The following is a 15839-nucleotide window of genomic DNA, read 5'->3' as shown; positions in this document are numbered from 1 at the left end:
AACCAGGAGGCGAACCGAGGAGCATGGAAATCTTATGCTCCTCCTTGAACTCGGACATGTTGATGGTCGTGAGATACCGGCTGCCGCCATAGAGCATGTCGGCGAGCGAAAGCGCAGTTTCGGTCTTACCGGTGCCGGACATGCCGACCAGCAGGAAGACGGCCGGGGGCCGGCGCGGATCGGAAAGCCCGGCACGGGCGGCCCGCATGGCCGAAGCGATCCGCTCGATCGCCGCATCCTGACCAAGCACCCTCTCCTTCAGACGGGCATCGAGCGTCTTGACGGTCTCGATCTGGTCCGACAGCAGCTTGCCGACGGGAATTCCGGTCCAGCGGGCAACAACGGCGGCAACGATTTCCTTGTCGACGACGCGCGGCAGGAGAGGCGTTTGATCCGCCACTGTCGCCAGGCTCCGTTCCGTTACCGCAAGTGCAGCGCGCGCGCTTTCAGCCGTCATGGCCTGCGACGGGAAAGGCGCCACATTCGTGCCGTCGCCGGTCTTGTCGGTCGGCGCCAGCGGGACGACGGCCTCGTCGGGCGAGAAGAACTCCTCCAGCCGGTCGGCCTCCCGGACGAGCCGGTTTTCTTCGTCGAATTTCGACCGGAGCGTATCGATCTCCAGGACGATCTCCTGCTGCTTGCCTGCGATTTCGCCGAGCCGGGCGCGCTTTTCCGGCGTCTCCGGTTCGCGTGCGAGCCAGCTCGCCTCGGTCTCCAGAAGATCGCGCTCGTCGGCGAGCAGCTTCAGCGCCTCCGGCGTCGTCTGGCGCGCAAGCGCCACTGCAGCAGCAGCCGTGTCGATCAGGCTAATTGCCTTGTCGGGAAGCTGCCGGTCCGGCAGATATCTCGCAGAAAGCCGGACGGCCGCAACGATCGCCTCGTCGCGGATGCGAACCTTGTGATGGGTTTTCAGGCCTTCCGCCACGCCGCGCAGCATACGGATGGCGGCTTCTTCGTCCGGCTCGCGAACATGCACCGTCTGAAAACGACGGGTGAGTGCGGCGTCCTTTTCGATGAAGCGCTTGTATTCGCTCCAGGTCGTCGCCGCGATCGTCCGCAGTTCCCCGCGCGCCAAAGCGGGTTTCAGGATATTGGCGGCATCGCCCTGCCCTGCCTGTCCGCCGGCGCCGATCAGCCCATGCGCCTCGTCTATGAACAGAATGATCGGTTCGGGCGAGGTCTTCACCGCATCGACCACGCCATGCAGCCGCCGTTCGAACTCGCCTTTGACGCCGGCGCCTGCCTGCAGCAGGCTCAGGTCCAAGAGCAGCAGCTTCACGTCCTTCAACCGGTCCGGCACGTTGCCGGCGGCGATCTCCAGCGCCAATGCTTCCGCCACCGCGGTCTTGCCGACACCCGCCTCGCCGACGAGAATCGGATTGTTCTGCCGCCGGCGCATCAGGATATCGATCAACTGCCGCAGCTCGCGATCGCGACCGATGACCGGGTCGGTACGGCCCGCGCGGGCGTCCGCGGTCATGTCGTGGGTGTAGAGCCGCAGGAATTCATTGTCCCCTGAGAAGTTCGCAGACGAGGCGGCGGGCACGGAAAGTTCGCCCGTCGGGCCTGGCGCCGCCGTCTCCAGCAAGCTGTCGAGTATCGCTCTGTCCAGGTTGCGCATGGACGGGGCAATGCCGCGCGTAACCGCCCGCAATGCCGGCTCGTTGATCAGCGCGCTGAGCAGATCGGCCAGCAGTACGACATTCCGCCCGCATTGCAGCGATGCAACCAGAAAGGATTCCCGTCCGAGGGCAAGCAGGTTCGGGGAGAGCGCGAGCGAGGCGCCATCTTCCCGCGGGATGTCGGCGATCGCCGCGTCGAGCTCCGTCCTCAGTATCTCGGAGGAGAGCTTGAGCTCTTCGAAAACGGCTGAAAACTCTGCAATATCAAGAAGGGAGCGAAGCCAATGGGCGATATCCACGACGGCATGCTGATGCCGTACAGCAAGCGAAGCCGCTGTCTCAAGACCGACACGTAGATTGGGCTCAAGCGCTCTTATCAGACGATTGAGATCGATATGGGACATCCGCAAGTCCTGTCTTTACGTCGAAATTCAGTACGCTCTCGTGATGCGAAGAAACAACTAGGGCGCTCATAAACCCTTGTCCAGAAGAAAAACGACTCTATTTTGAAAAATGAGCATATCGAAAGTCGTCATAAATCCGTCATCATCCTTCTGTGGTTGACAAGCCAATATGAGCCGCCCAAAATAGCCATTCTCGGCAGTATTCTCTGCATTTTTAGGAATTTAACCGCGTGAACGTTCGAGAAATTATAGATCCACTTGAAAAAGATCGCCCGTGCGGAGAAAACGTGCGGATCAATACTGTCTCGCGTGAAATATACTATAAGATTAAAGACGCGAGAAACGCCGCGCGTACAGCCGAACGTAGTATTGTCCCTGGCGAAACTATTGGACTTGCGCCTGCCTGGCACGATGTTAGCAATCTTGGATTGCAAATCCTTTCTTCCAGGAGCAAGGACATCGAAGTATTGGCATGGTTGACGGAAGCGCAGCTGCGGTTGCATGGGTTCTCAGGATTGCGTGATGTCTATATCGCAACCGTGTCGCTTTTAGACAAGCATTTCGACGCTCTGCACTCGATCGGCGATGGTGACTTCGAGGAACGGTTCGCGCCCTTCGCGGGTCTGAACGGCGTCGGCGGCGAAGGAACGCTGATCCAGGCTATTCGTTTGACATCGTTGATCCCGGACGGAAAGTTCGCCCAATTTTCGCTTTGGGATTTCCAGCTTTCGCAGCGGCCGAACGAAACCGAACGGCGCAAGGAATTGCAGCAGGCGGCGGCAGAAGCCGGTGTCGCTCAGATGTCAGCCTATCTCGACGTGCTGACGGAGTGCATCGCCGCTTTCGATCGCATGGTCGAAATACTTGACCTACACTGCGGCGACCAGGCGCCACCGAGTTCGAATACACGCAATGTTTTGCAGGAGGCCGCATCCGCGATCCGGATGCTCGCCGGGATCGAAGCGCCGCTCGCCGCTCCGCAAGCCCTTGCCTCGCACGGATCCGAGCCGTTGAAGGCAAGCGACACCGATGGGGTCGAGGCTATCCGCCTACGCCCTGTCAGCGCCGAGACGATTCGTTCGCGAGAAGAGGCCTTCGAACTTCTGATCGCCGTTGCGCGCTATTTCCGCCGCGCGGAGCCCCATTCACCGATTTCCATGTCGATCGAGACGCTGGTGCGTCGCGGCCGCATGGATTTTTCCGAGCTTCTTGCCGAACTTCTGCCCGAACAAAACACCCGCAATGCGGTGCTGACGGCAGCCGGTATCCAGCCCGTAACCGACAAGGGGGGGTAGCGGCCCGCCGCAGCATCCTCAATTGACAATCCGCCGATGAGACGAAGGAGAATCTCGATGGCAAGTGTGCATGAGAAACTGGAACGGGTTCGCAAGCCGCGGGTCCACATCAAATACGAAGTGGAAACCGAAGGCGCGATGGTGGTGAAGGAACTGCCCTTCGTCGTCGGCGTGCTCGGCGATTTCTCCGGCAATCCCACGCAACCGCTCAAGCCGTTCGGCGAGCGCAAGTTCGTGCAGATCGACCGCGACAACTTCGACGACGTGATGCGCCGCATGACGCCGGGCCTGACCCTGTCGGTCGAGAACACCCTCGAGAAGAACGGAACAGAGCTTCCCGTTTCGCTGAAATTCGAAAGCATGGCCGATTTCGAACCCGGCGCGGTCGTCGATCAGGTGCCGGCGCTAAAGGCCCTGCTCAACGCACGCAACCAGCTGCGCGACCTGATGAGCAAGGCGGACCGCTCCGAGGAGCTCGAACGTCTGCTCGAGGACATCCTGCAGAACAAGGCCGATCTCTCGCAGCTGGTGGCCCAGCTTGGCGGCGACAAAGCCGAAGAGGCCAAGGACGCATTGAACTAAGTGCCCGGGATCGCGGACCGATCGCGGCCCGCGCGCTCCATTCCTGAAGAGTCGTTGTCCGGCAGCGGCCCCTTTTGAAGGAACCCCTCATGCTTCGAGGGCCGCCGCTTTCGCAAAAAGGATCGATAGATGACCGCCGAAACGCAATTGCAAACAAAGGAAGAAGTAGGCTTCGCGCCTGATGAGAACCTGCTCTCGAAGGTCGTTGCGGCAACCCGCCAGACCGAGCCCGACCGTGCCCAGGACCTTCTGCGCACTCTTACCGATCAAGCCCTGAAGGGCACCGTCACCTATGATCGCAACCTGACGATCACCTTGAACAATGCCATTGCCGAAATCGACAAGGCGATATCAAGCCAGCTCGCGGCCATCATGCAGTCGCCTGAATTCACCAAGCTCGAAGGCGCCTGGCGCGGCCTGAATTATCTCGTCAAGAACAGCGAGACCAGCGCCAATCTGAAGATCCGCGTGCTCAATGCATCCAAGCGCGATGTCGCCAAGGATCTGGCAAAGGCCGTCGAATTCGACCAGTCGCGGCTCTTCAAGTCGGTCTATGAAGACGAGTTCGGCACACCGGGCGGCGAACCGATGGGCGCGCTGATCGGCGATTTCGAATTCGACAATTGCTTCGACGACGTCCAGCTTCTGCAGGGCGTCTCGATGATTGCCGCAGCCGCTTTCGCCCCGTTCATCTCCGCCGCCAGCCCGCGCATGTTCGGCTTCGAGGATTTCCGGGAGCTGGCAAAACCCCGCGATCTCGAGAAGATCTTCGAGACGGTTGAATACGCAAAGTGGCGGAGCCTGCGTGACAGCGATGATTCCCGCTTCGTGACGCTCGCCATGCCGCGTGTGCTCGCCCGCATGCCCTACGGCCCGAAGACCAGCCCGATCGAGGAGTTCAACTTCGACGAAACCGGCGGCTCCAAGACCGGTGAGCTCTCGCACGGTTCCTACTGCTGGATGAACGCAGCCTATGTGATGGGCACGCGTCTCACCGAGGCCTTCTCCAAAAACGGCTGGTGCACTGCCATTCGCGGGGCGGAAAACGGCGGTAAGGTCGAAGGGCTGCCGATGCACATCTTCTCGAGCGACGACGGCGATCTGGACCTGAAGTGCCCGACGGAAGTCGGCATCACCGATCGCCGCGACGCCGAACTCGGCAAACTCGGCTTCCTGCCGCTCTGCCATTACAAGAATACCGATTATGCCGTGTTCTTCGGGGCGCAGACCGCACATAAGCCGAAGCTCTACGATCGGCCCGAGGCGACTGCCAACGCGGCCGTTTCAGCCCGTCTGCCCTATATGATGGCGACCTCACGCTTCGCGCATTATCTCAAGGTCATGGGCCGCGACAAGATCGGCTCCTTCATGGAAGCGGAGGATTGCGAGGCCTGGCTCAATCGTTGGATCTCCAACTATGTCAACGCCAATGACGACGCCGGCGAAGAGTCGCGGGCGAAATATCCGCTGCGCGAGGCAAAAGTCACCGTTCAGGAAATCCCCGGCAGGCCGGGCGCCTACAACGCCGTCGCCTGGATGCGCCCGTGGCTGCAGATGGAGGAATTGACCACCTCGCTGCGCATGGTCGCCCGGATTCCCTCGAAGAACTGATGAAAGCGGGTCCAAGCGCGGCGGGTTGCCGCCGCGCTTGGACCTTGCGTTCGAAACATCTGTGTCAGGTTGACGATGGGTTCCAGCACTGAATGGCGGCGCCGGGCGGATCAGCTGATTACGCTGATCGACGAAGCGCTGAACAAGCAAGTCAATGCCATCCTCCACCATCCCGATTTTCAGGCGATGGAGGCGAGATGGCGTGGCCTTGCCATGCTCGTGCGCGAGGCAAGCCGCAGCGGCGAGGTCAAGGTCAAGCTTCTCGGCGTAAGCTGGAGCGAGCTCACGCGGAGCATGGAGCGTGCCAGCGACTTCGACCAAAGCCACCTGTTCGAACTGATCTATAGCCGCGAGTTCGGCATGCCGGGCGGCGAACCTTTCGGTCTGCTGGTCGGCGACTATTATCTTTCTCCGGCTGATCCCACCGGCGGCGATCCGGTCAGCACGCTGTCGCAGATCGGCATGGTGGCGGCCGCCGCCTTCTGCCCCTTCGTCGCAGGTGCTGCGCCGCTGGCGATCGGGCTTGAAGACTTTCACGAACTGAACCGGATCAACGACTTTTCCTGGCTTGCCAATGAGACGGCCCGCATCCGCTGGAACGGTCTGCGCGCGCGTGAGGATTCGCGTTTCCTCGGACTTGTCGCGCCGCGCATCCTGATGCGCTCGCCGCTGACGCCTCATGCACGCAATCGCAACGACGGCTTTCCCTTCCGCGAAAGCATCGCTAGCGATGGCAGTTCGCTTCTCTGGGGCAACGCCGCTTTCGCTTTTGCGACCGTCATCATCCGCAATTTCATCGATTCCGGCTGGTTCGCCGATATCCGCGGCGTCACGCAAGATGCCGTCGACGGTGGCCTGCTGAGCACAGCGGAACTGCCGCCTTATGACTTCGGCACAGAAAGCAACGGACTATCAGCCCAGGCACCGGTGGAAATCCATCTGACCAGCGGCCAGGAACAGCAGCTCTGCGAGCTCGGCATCATCCCTGCCGCGACCACCTATCTCTCCTCTTCGGCGATTTTCAATTCCAATCAGTCCCTACATGCGCCGCCGCACTACTCCAACGAGCATGCACGCCAGAACGCCCGCCTCGCCGCCATGCTGCAATATGTGCTCTGCGCGTCGCGCTTCTCGCATTATCTCAAGGTCATCATGCGCGACGAAATCGGCCAGCTTGCGGATGCGATCTCGATCGAGCGGAAGCTGGCGGACTGGCTGACCGCCTATACGCTCGGCAACGACGATGCCGACATCGCGCTGCGTACCCGCTTTCCCCTGCGCTCGGCCGGCATCAGCGTCGCCGAGATTCCGGGCAAGCCCGGCAGCTTCTCCTGTACCGTCCGGCTACAGCCGCATTTCCAGCTCGATGACGTTGCCACGAGCTTCCATCTCATCGCCGAGACCGCGACCACGGGCCAGATTCTGAGCCGCCCCGTTGCCATACCCGAGAGGATGTCCGCATGACGCTTTCCGCCAGCATCGCCCAATCGCTCAGCGACAATGCCCTCGATGACGCGATCGAGCAGGTCAAGGCGCATTTGAAGGTCAAGCCCTCGGATCAGGAGGCGCGGCATCTCTATATCGATCTTCTCGTGCTTGCCGGCGATTACCAGCGGGCGGACAATCAGTGCAGTCTTGCGGCCACCCTCTCACCCGACGCGACAATGGGCTTCGCCTTGCTGCGCAACGAGCTTCGGGCGATGGCGGCGCGCGACGCCTGGTTCGAAAGCGGCGCCATGCCGGAATTTCCACAGGGGCCGAGCGAACTCGACAAGTTCGCCGTCCGCCTCGGCATCGCCCATCGCGACGACAATGCGGATGAGGCGAGGACCACGCTCGATGCACTCGAGAAGCTGAGGGGCGAGCGCCCGCTGATCTGGAACGGCAGGGCGGTCTCCGATTTCCGCGATCTCGACGACCGGACACCGCATGCCCTGGAAGTCATCATGACCGGCGGCGGCTATCTCTGGATCGATTTTTCCAAGATCGCAGCCCTCTCTATAGAGCCGATTGCCCGTCCGCGCGATCTGGCCTTCCGCCGCGCCGAGCTCTCCCTGATCGACGGCGCAGCCGCGTCGGTGCTTCTCCCGGCGGTCTATCATGGTACCGGCAAGGATGCGACGCTCAGGCTTGGCCGCGAGACCGAGTGGATCGAGGAGCCGACCAGCATCACCACCGGCCGCGGCCAGCGCTGCTACCTCGCCGGCGACGAACTGGTTTCCTTCCATGACACCCAAAGTCTGGAGATCGTGCCGGCAACGGCTGCCGGCAGGCAGGTCGCGCATGGTTGACCCCCTTGAACGCTACCGGCTGCGCGACCGCGTTCTTGCCCGCTCGATCCTCGACAGGCTGATCGACGAGGCTCCGGATCGCACCGTCGATCCGCCGATAAGCTTCGTCGACCAGGTCCGCGACGTCAGGGAGGCGATCCGCCGCGATCTCGAAGCGCTGCTCAACACGCGGCGCTGCCCGGCCACACCACCAGCGGCACTTTCCGAACTCAAGGACGCGCTGGTGAGCTATGGCGTCGACGGCGTCGTCTCGGCAAATCTGATGACCGACCAGGCCAAGCTTAAGCTGGCGCAAGCGATCGAGCGACGGATTGCGCTTTTCGAAACCCGGCTGTCCGATGTGCGGGTGACGATCCTGAAGAGCCGGACGATGACCGAACGGGCGCTGCGCATGCGTATTCAGGCGACGTTCCGCCTGCATGAAGGCATGCCGCCGATCAGCTTCGAGTCGACCATCGATCCCTCGACCCAGCGCTTCCTCGTGGAGGCGGCGCATGGCTGAAGGTTTCCTGCACCGCTACAATGAGGAATTGCTGGCGCTCCGCCGCCGGGCCGCGCGTTTTGCCGATGCCTTCCCGAAGATCGCCGGCCGCCTGCGCATGACCGGCGACGTCGCCGACGACCCGCATGTGGAACGCCTGATCCAGAGTTTCGCCTATTCGGCCGCCCGCGTCCGCCAGAAGCTGGACGACGAGTTTCCCGAACTGACCGACGGCCTCCTGGAAACGCTCTACCCTCATTATCTGGCGCCGCTGCCCTCGATGAGCATCGTCAAGTTCCGCCCGAGCGACACGCTCGCCTCGGTCCAGACCGTGCCACGCCATACGGAAGTCCTGGCCGAGCCGGTGCGAGGGGAAGCTTGCCGCTTCCGCACCACGCAGGATGTCGAGATCGCGCCGATCGAAATCACCGGTGCTGAACTTTCCGGCCAGCCGATCAATGCGCCGCTTTCGCCCTATGCCGGCGTTGCCGGTTGCCTCAGGCTGTCCATCCGCAGCCTCGATGCCCGAAAGCCGCTCGGCGGCCTTGGCATGAGCCGGCTGCGCCTGCACATTCCGTCTCCCTGGCAGCAGGCGGTGGCGATCTACGAACTGCTTGCCAATCACACGCTCGGCATCGCGCTCGCCAAACATGCGGACGACCGTTCGCCGGTCTTCCTGCCGGCGGGCAATCTCAAACCGGTCGGCTTCGAACCTGAAGAGGCCATGCTGCCCTATCCGGCGCCGAGCTTCATCGGCTACCGGCTGCTGACCGAATTTTTCGCTCTGCCACGCAAATTTCTCTTCCTCGACATCGAAGGGCTCGATGCGTGGCGGGGGGAGACGCTGGAGCTCTTCGTCTACCTCGGGGAAAGTGACGCCAAGCTCGAACGCGCAGTCTCGGTCCGCGACTTCGCGCTCAATGCAACGCCCGTCGTCAACCTCTTTCGCCAGGTCTGCGAGCCGATCGCCATCGACGGCACCCGCACGGAATACCGCCTCCTGCCGGATGCGCGCCGCCAGAAGACCCGCGAGATCTATTCGATCGACCGGGTTCTGCTGACCGGATCGCGCGGCCAGGAGGAATTCTGCCAGCCGTTCTTCGGACGGTCGCAACGGGCTGGCACGAGCGCAACCTACTGGCAGGCCTATCGCCGCTTCGACGAAGACGACAGGACCAGCGACATGGACATCGCCTTCGTCGACAGGCAGCGCCGCTCTATGGGTCCCGTCGATGCGGTCGCAAGCGTCGATACGCTCTGCCTCAACCGCGATCTGCCGGAACAGCTTCCCTTCGGCGGCGGCCATCCATTCCTGCAGCTCGCCTCCGGCCATGAGGCGGTCGCTAGCGTCGAAGCCCTGATTCCGCCGACGCCGTCGGTCAGGATGAACGATCAGGAAGGGCGGAACTGGCGGCTGATGTCGCATCTCATCCTCAATCACCTGTCGCTCTTCGACAATGACGGTGCGGCACTGAAGGATATCCTGTCGCTCTACGCCTTCCGGGATAGCCCCGAGACCAAACAATTCGTCGATGCGCTCGTTAGGATCAAGGCGGGCAATTCGACCGCCCGTCTCGGCAGCGGCGGCATGGTGCCCGGCACCGAGATCGCGCTTGAATTCGATCCGGCCGCCATCGACCGGCCCTCGGCCTTCCTGTTCGGCAGCGTGCTCGACCGCTTCTTCAGTCTCTATACCTCGGTCAACAGCTTCACCCGGCTCACCATTGGGATGAAGGGGCAATCGAGGCCGATCGCCCGGTGGCCGGCACGCGCCGCCGAACGCCCGCTTCTCTAAGGAAGGATCGCTAATAAACCATGGATCTTCCGACCGCCCGTAAGCCAGACGCCCTTGCCGATCTGCTCGAATGCGACCCCGGCCGCTTCGAGCCGGTGACGGCCTTTCGCGTCGCGCAGGCTTCAGTGGGGGAAGGACGGCTAGATGTCGCCTTGCATGTCGGCGTCTCGCCGGCGCCTCTTGCCGTCAGCGGATATAAGCGCAAGGGCGGCGGCGCCGCCGTCCGCAGTGCGCTTGCCGGTCTCGTCGGGGCGATCGGCTCGATGCCGTCGGCCTATAACGACCTCGTCATGCGCGAAGAGCGCAATAGGTCGCGGGCGCTGGCGGGCTTCTTCGACATGTTCAGCGCGCGGATGGCGGAACTCTTCACTGACGCCTGCGAGAAATACCGTATCGCCAGGCGGCTGCGCTGGGGCGGCACATGGGCAAACAACGTCTTCGTCACAACGCTTCTGTCGCTGACCGGCTTCGGCACCAAGCGTCTCGTCGAAAAGAGCGGCGTCGACGAGGAACTCATCCTGCGTTTCTCGGGCTTCTTCGCCGCGCGCAACCGCAATGCCGTCAATCTCCGCGCTATGCTCTGCGAATTCAGTGGCCTGCCGGTGGAGATCGAATTGTTCCGCGGCCGCTGGCTGACCATCCCGATCGAGGAGCGCAGCCGCATGGGCCAGCCGCAGGGCGTCCAGCTTGGCGTCAATGCGACGGCAGGTGCGGCGATCCACGATTTCAGCGGCGGCTTTCGCATCGTCATCGGTCCGCTCGGTTATGCCGATTACCTCTCGCTCGCGCCGGGCGGCCGCGCGATCGCCGAGCTCTTCGCCCTGACGCGGCTCTATGTCGGTGCGGCGCTCGAATTCGACATACAGGCGATCCTGAAGAAGGAGGACGTTCCCTTCTGCCAGCTCGGACAGGCGGGCGATCCGCCGCGCCTTGGCTGGAACAGTTGGGCGAGGGTTGCGCCGGCTGCAAGCGACAGCGGCGATGCAGTCATCGTCGAGCGCCTGTCGGTTCAGGCGCGGTGAGGAGACGAGGAATGCGGCTTGAACTGAAAGAGATCACCAGTGACGCGACGGCGCCAGCAGGCCAGTCGAAATGGTTCTTCGAACGTGGCCGGCGAACGCTCGGCCGGGCACCGGATTGCGACTGGCGGCTGCCGGAGGATCGGCGCTCCGTTTCGAAGCTGCACTGCATCATCGAGCGCGACCGCGAAGGCTTCCTGCTGCGCGACCAGAGCGCAAACGGCTCCCGGGTCGATGGCGTCGCCGTGCATGAAGGCCAGATCGTGCGGCTTTCCGACAGGTCGCGGTTGGAGGTGGGCGGACTTGCCTTTTCCATCCACATATCAGGCGAGAAAGACCGCGAGATCGAGGATCCCGATGCCGGTCTCGTGCTGAGCGACGAACCGCTGACCATCTCCGCCATCCTGGCCGATATCGCTCCGGGCGGTCATACCGCAAACGGCATCCTTGGCGAGCGTGCGAGCGATGACTGGGCTTTTCCCGAAACGGGCGGCAAGAAAGCGACGGCCTCATCCCGCAATGTCGAGATTGGCTGGAGCGGCCCTCCGGAGATCCGCTCAGTCACCCAGCTTCTGCCGGAGGACTGGAATTCGGAAGAGACCGAATATGGCAGCCACCTGGAACATGGTTCCGCCATCCATGTTTCCGCGCCCATCACTCAGCGCCAGCCAGCCCCGGTGATCGAGATCGTCGGCGACAACGATCCGCAGGCGGAGCCGGAGGCCGAGGCGTTTCCGGCACTGACGATCGGCCGGCCCGAAGCCTTCGCCGATCGCCTGGAGCCACTGCTTGCCCGGCTCGAGGAGGCTGTCCAGAACAGCTATGCCGTTTTCGAGATGAGTGTGCCACCCGCCGCCAGCGAGCCGGTTTTCCTTGCCGCCAGCAGGGAGGAAGCGCTTTTTGCCCGCATCGAAACCCTGCTCGGGCAACAGCTCAACCTCAATTTCGCGCTTGAGGCTCTCGTTCAGGCAGCGGGCCGGCTGGAACCGCGCATGCTGGAGGCGCGGGTCGAGACGGGGGCCTGGCGCCTGCCCTGGGGCCGAGACCGGGCCTATTGGCGCGCCTACCGGGCACAATTCGAACAGGACGGCAAGAGCCGGTCGATCCAGGACGTGTTTCGCCACGCAATGACGGGGGCGGTGAACGGCACCCAGGCAGTGCCTCGTCCGCAAGACGGGCAGGAAGGAAAAGACGCGCATCATGAGGAATGAAAACCGGGTGGCCTGGAGCGAAGGCATGTTCCTTCGCGTGCAGCATTTTCAGCAGGCGGACCGCTGGACCGAGCGGCTCGTGCGCAGCGCGACGCACGGCCTTTCCCCCTATCCCTGGGGAGTGGCGGCGATCGGCATCGACCGCGGCGCACTGGCGATCGGCCAATTCGCGCTGTCGAACCTGCGCGGCGTATTGCCGGACGGAACGCCGTTCGAAGCCCCTGTTGATACCGACCTGCCGCCGCCGCTCGATCTCGACGAGAACACCAAGAATGCGGTCGTCTATCTCGCACTTCCTTCCCGTCAGCCGGGCAAGGCGGATGTGGCGCTGAACGGCGGTGCTGCGCGCAACAGCGTTCGGCTCGTCGCTTCGCCCTACGAAGCGCCGGATGCCAATGTCGAGACCGATTTCATGGCGCCGATCGATGTCGGCCGTCTCAGCCTGCGATATCTGAGGACCGGCGATGAGCTCGCAGGCTACGAGCTCATCGGACTTGCCCGTATCATCGAGGTGCGTTCCGACAGGGCGGTGATCCTCGATCCGGACTACATCGTGCCGAGCCTCAACTGTACGGCTGCTGCGCGGCTGAGCGAGCTGATCACCGAGCTGCTCGGCATCGTGCGCCACCGCGCGGAGGCCATCGCCGAACGGATCGGCGATCCCACCATTCGAGGAACCGCGGAGGTCGGCGACTATCTGCTGCTGCAGATGCTCAACCGCGCGGATCCGATGCTGAAACACATTTCGGCGAATGCGACGCGGATCCACCCCATGGTCTTTTACGAGACCTGCATCCAGCTTGCCGGCGAGCTCGCCACCTTCACGACCGACCGCAAGCGCGCGAGCGACTTCCCGCCTTACCGCCACGACGACCTGAAGGCGACATTCGCGGCCGTCTTCGACGATCTGCGCGCCTCGCTGTCATCCGTGCTCGAACAGGCGGCCGTGGCGATCGAGCTCGCCGAACGCCGGCATGGCGTCAGGATCGGTACGATCAACGACCGTTCGCTGCTGAGAGATGCCGGCTTCGTGCTGGCGGTCCGGGCCGAGATGCCGGCCGAAGACGTGCGCCGCAAGCTGCCGACGCAGATCAAGATCGGCCCGGTCGAGCGCATCGCCGACCTCGTCAATGTCGCGCTGCCGGGCATCCCCGTCCGCCCGCTGCCGGTGCTGCCACGCCAGCTCCCCTATCGCTCCGGCACCATCTATTTCGAACTCGACACCAAGAACCCGCTTTGGAAACAACTCGACACTTCGGGCGCCATCGCCGTGCATCTCGCCGGCGATTTTCCCGGGCTCGAAATAGAACTGTGGGCCCTTAGAGAATGAAGAACGAACCCGCCTCCACCTGGCAGAACCTGCCGACCATCGTCGAACTCACCGAGGACGGCACTCGGAAAAAGCAATCCGCCCGCAAGATGGCGGAGATGCTGGATGACGTCCTCGACTTTCCGGAAGGCGAGGGCAGAAAGACGCCGGCGGGATCGCTTCCGAAGGGCGCAGCGTCCGTCGAAACGCTCGTCCGGGATTTTCGCTTCGGAGCCGAAGACGTGCCGACCCTGGTGCGCTCGGCCGCACCGCTCCTCAACCTCGCCCATGCCCTGCGCTACACGGAAGAACAGCCTGATATCGACGAACTGCGCCAGGTGGCAATCGAAGCCGTCGGCCGCTACGAACGCGATCTGGCGAGCGCCCGCATCAGCCCCGAACGAGCGCGCGCCGCCCATTACGTCGTCTGCGCGACAGTCGACGATGTCGTGCTCAGCAAGGCCTGGGGCGTTCGCGCCGGTTGGGCCCGCTCGGGTCTCGTTTCCACCTTCCATATGGACGTGACCGGCGGCGAACGGGTGTTCGACCTGCTCGATCATTTCCACCAGAGCCCCGGCGCCAACAAGGACTTGCTTCTCCTCATCTATCTCTGCCTGTCGCTTGCCTTCGAGGGCCGCACCCGCGTTTCACCGCGCGGCGGGCTGGAGCTCGGCCGCATCCGCGACGGCCTTTACAAGACGCTGCTTGGCCAGTACGGCGTCTTCGAACGAGAGCTTTCTCCCCACTGGAAGGGCGTTTCGGCCCGGCATCAGCCGTTGCGCACCGCTGCCGCGATCTGGACACTTCTTTCCCTTCTGACGCTGATCCTGGCGCTCGGCTACATGTTCTTCACGCTCTCGCTCAATCGCGCCTCCGACGGAACCTTCGAGCGGCTCGCCAGGCTGCCGCCGCGCGATATGCCGAGTGTGCTGGTCAAGGTTCCGGAGCCGCCGCGGCAGACGCCGTCTGTTGTCGTCGCAGAAACGCCGCCGACGCCGCCACCACCGCAAGTGAAACCGCCGAGCCGGCTCGACAATCTGCTCGCCTTCCTCCAGCCGGAGGTCGAGAAGAAGCTCGTCACACTCTCGGATTCAAATGGCAGGCTGCTGGTGCGGATCAGCAATTCCGGCCTGTTTGCCACCGGCAGCGCGGAGGTCAGCCAGAAATTCCACGATCTGCTCCAGCGGATCGGCGGTGCGCTGGCCGCAGAGAACTTCCGCGCCGTGGTGGTGGGCTATACGGACAATGTGCCGATCCGCACCGTGCAGTTCCCCTCCAACTGGCACCTTTCCGAAGCCCGCGCCAAGGCGGTCGGCGAAATCCTGAGCTCCTTCACCGGGCCGGGCGCTATCCTGACCGAGGGGCGTGCCGACACCGATCCGATCGCCGCCAACGATACGCCGGAGGGCCGGGAGATGAACCGCCGCACCGAGATCCTGGTCCTGACCGATCCGAGCGAGCGGCTGAACGATGCGGGTTTGACGACACCACGTCAGGCCGAAATGCCGGATGAACCGACGGCACCTGCCGCAGGAGGCGCTTCGCGATGAACCCGCTCAGTTATTTCTATACGCTCCGCTCCTATGTGGACGCCTATGCCGGCCTCATCGGCCGCCGCTTCATCTCGATCATCTGGGTGGCGGCAATCTGTGTCGTCATCTGGTTCTACGGCTATCTCGCCGCCTATGGCGATTTCAAGCCGCTGGCGAGCGCCAGCGCCCGGCTGACGCTGATCGGCATCATCCTTACCGCCTGGCTCGCCTATCTCGTCTTCACGACCATCCGCGACCGCCGCCGCGACAAGCAGCTCGTCGAAGGTATCGAGCGGGACGCGGAAGCAGAAGCCGCGGCCAGCCAGCAAGCTGAGGTCGGCGAGATCCACGGTCGGCTCAAGGAAGCGCTGCAGCTGCTCCGCCGCATCACCAAGAAGCGCTTCGGCTATATCTACGAGCTGCCGTGGTATGTCATCTTCGGCGCTCCGGGTTCCGGCAAGACGACGGCGCTCACCAATTCCGGCCTCAAATTCCCGCTCGGCGATGCGCTCGGCAGCAATTCGGTGCAGGGGATAGGCGGAACGCGCAACTGCAACTGGTGGTTCACCGACGAGGCCATCCTCATCGATACGGCCGGCCGCTACACGACGCAGGACGATCTGAACGGCACCGCCAAGGCCGGCTGGGAAGGTTTCCTCGGCCTGCTGCGCAAATACCGGCGTTCCC

At 63.2% G+C, this 15839-nt stretch carries 12 protein-coding genes and 1 pseudogene; 12 read left to right on the top strand and 1 reads right to left on the bottom strand.

The window, feature by feature from the left end:
* Nucleotides 1-2026, bottom strand: a 2026-nt coding sequence (locus FY112_RS21235) for an AAA family ATPase (protein ID WP_151519208.1), incomplete at its 3' end; no start/stop codon positions are given.
* A gap of 230 nt (nucleotides 2027-2256) precedes the next feature.
* On the opposite strand from FY112_RS21235, the gene tssA reads away from it, so the two are divergent.
* The 12 genes and pseudogenes from tssA to FY112_RS37955 all read left to right on the top strand — a co-directional run.
* Complete coding sequence (tssA, locus tag FY112_RS21230) at nucleotides 2257-3321, top strand: type VI secretion system protein TssA (RefSeq protein ID WP_094087774.1); 1065 nt, start codon at nucleotides 2257-2259, stop codon at nucleotides 3319-3321.
* Between the two features lie 57 nt (nucleotides 3322-3378).
* Nucleotides 3379-3903 carry a type VI secretion system contractile sheath small subunit gene (tssB, locus tag FY112_RS21225; protein WP_025397007.1) on the top strand — a complete coding sequence of 175 codons (525 nt, stop codon included), beginning with the start codon at nucleotides 3379-3381 and terminating at the stop codon, nucleotides 3901-3903.
* 129 nt (nucleotides 3904-4032) lie between these two features.
* On the top strand, nucleotides 4033-5514 hold the full coding sequence (gene tssC / locus FY112_RS21220) for a type VI secretion system contractile sheath large subunit (RefSeq protein ID WP_151519207.1): 1482 nt from the start codon (nucleotides 4033-4035) through the stop codon (nucleotides 5512-5514).
* Nucleotides 5515-5589: 75 nt separating this feature from the next.
* A complete protein-coding gene (gene tssC, locus FY112_RS21215; protein ID WP_151519206.1) occupies nucleotides 5590-6978 on the top strand; it encodes a type VI secretion system contractile sheath large subunit in 1389 nt (462 codons plus the stop codon).
* Nucleotides 6975-7805, top strand: a complete 831-nt coding sequence (locus tag FY112_RS21210; RefSeq protein WP_151519205.1) for a type VI secretion system accessory protein TagJ — start codon at nucleotides 6975-6977, stop codon at nucleotides 7803-7805. The genes tssC (FY112_RS21215) and FY112_RS21210 overlap by 4 nt, the downstream gene beginning before the upstream one ends.
* Nucleotides 7798-8307 carry a type VI secretion system baseplate subunit TssE gene (tssE, locus tag FY112_RS21205; RefSeq protein WP_151519204.1) on the top strand — a complete coding sequence of 170 codons (510 nt, stop codon included), beginning with the start codon at nucleotides 7798-7800 and terminating at the stop codon, nucleotides 8305-8307. Before FY112_RS21210 ends, tssE begins: the two co-directional genes overlap by 8 nt.
* Complete coding sequence (gene tssF, locus FY112_RS21200; RefSeq protein ID WP_151519203.1) at nucleotides 8300-10081, top strand: type VI secretion system baseplate subunit TssF; 1782 nt, start codon at nucleotides 8300-8302, stop codon at nucleotides 10079-10081. The genes tssE and tssF overlap by 8 nt, the downstream gene beginning before the upstream one ends.
* Nucleotides 10082-10101: 20 nt before the next feature.
* The gene (tssG, locus tag FY112_RS21195) at nucleotides 10102-11103 is read left to right on the top strand and encodes a type VI secretion system baseplate subunit TssG (RefSeq protein ID WP_151519202.1); all 1002 of its coding nucleotides are present in this window, start codon (nucleotides 10102-10104) and stop codon (nucleotides 11101-11103) included.
* 11 nt (nucleotides 11104-11114) lie between these two features.
* Nucleotides 11115-12311, top strand: coding sequence for an FHA domain-containing protein (locus FY112_RS21190; RefSeq protein ID WP_151519201.1), 1197 nt, complete (start codon nucleotides 11115-11117; stop codon nucleotides 12309-12311).
* A complete protein-coding gene (tssK, locus tag FY112_RS21185; RefSeq protein WP_151519200.1) occupies nucleotides 12301-13641 on the top strand; it encodes a type VI secretion system baseplate subunit TssK in 1341 nt (446 codons plus the stop codon). The genes FY112_RS21190 and tssK overlap by 11 nt, the downstream gene beginning before the upstream one ends.
* On the top strand, nucleotides 13638-15170 hold the full coding sequence (gene tssL, locus FY112_RS21180; protein WP_151519199.1) for a type VI secretion system protein TssL, long form: 1533 nt from the start codon (nucleotides 13638-13640) through the stop codon (nucleotides 15168-15170). The genes tssK and tssL overlap by 4 nt, the downstream gene beginning before the upstream one ends.
* Nucleotides 15167-15839, top strand: a pseudogene (locus FY112_RS37955) (type VI secretion system membrane subunit TssM); the annotation flags it as partial. The gene tssL and the pseudogene FY112_RS37955, both read left to right, overlap by 4 nt.

The sequence above is a fragment of the Rhizobium sp. PEPV16 genome (assembly GCF_008919455.1).
Classification (GTDB): Bacteria; Pseudomonadota; Alphaproteobacteria; order Rhizobiales; family Rhizobiaceae; genus Rhizobium; species Rhizobium leguminosarum_Q.
The sequence above is the reverse complement of the archived record's forward strand: the minus strand, read 5'-3'. Positions and strand labels throughout refer to the sequence as shown.

Coding starts and splice junctions, on each gene's coding strand:
- tssB (WP_025397007.1), top strand. CDS start 3,379: ATGGCAAGTGTGCATGAGAAACTGGAACGGGTTCGCAAGCCGCGGGTC.
- tssC (WP_151519207.1), top strand. CDS start 4,033: ATGACCGCCGAAACGCAATTGCAAACAAAGGAAGAAGTAGGCTTCGCG.
- tssC (WP_151519206.1), top strand. CDS start 5,590: ATGGGTTCCAGCACTGAATGGCGGCGCCGGGCGGATCAGCTGATTACG.
- FY112_RS21210 (WP_151519205.1), top strand. CDS start 6,975: ATGACGCTTTCCGCCAGCATCGCCCAATCGCTCAGCGACAATGCCCTC.
- tssE (WP_151519204.1), top strand. CDS start 7,798: ATGGTTGACCCCCTTGAACGCTACCGGCTGCGCGACCGCGTTCTTGCC.
- tssF (WP_151519203.1), top strand. CDS start 8,300: ATGGCTGAAGGTTTCCTGCACCGCTACAATGAGGAATTGCTGGCGCTC.
- tssG (WP_151519202.1), top strand. CDS start 10,102: ATGGATCTTCCGACCGCCCGTAAGCCAGACGCCCTTGCCGATCTGCTC.
- FY112_RS21190 (WP_151519201.1), top strand. CDS start 11,115: ATGCGGCTTGAACTGAAAGAGATCACCAGTGACGCGACGGCGCCAGCA.
- tssK (WP_151519200.1), top strand. CDS start 12,301: ATGAGGAATGAAAACCGGGTGGCCTGGAGCGAAGGCATGTTCCTTCGC.
- tssL (WP_151519199.1), top strand. CDS start 13,638: ATGAAGAACGAACCCGCCTCCACCTGGCAGAACCTGCCGACCATCGTC.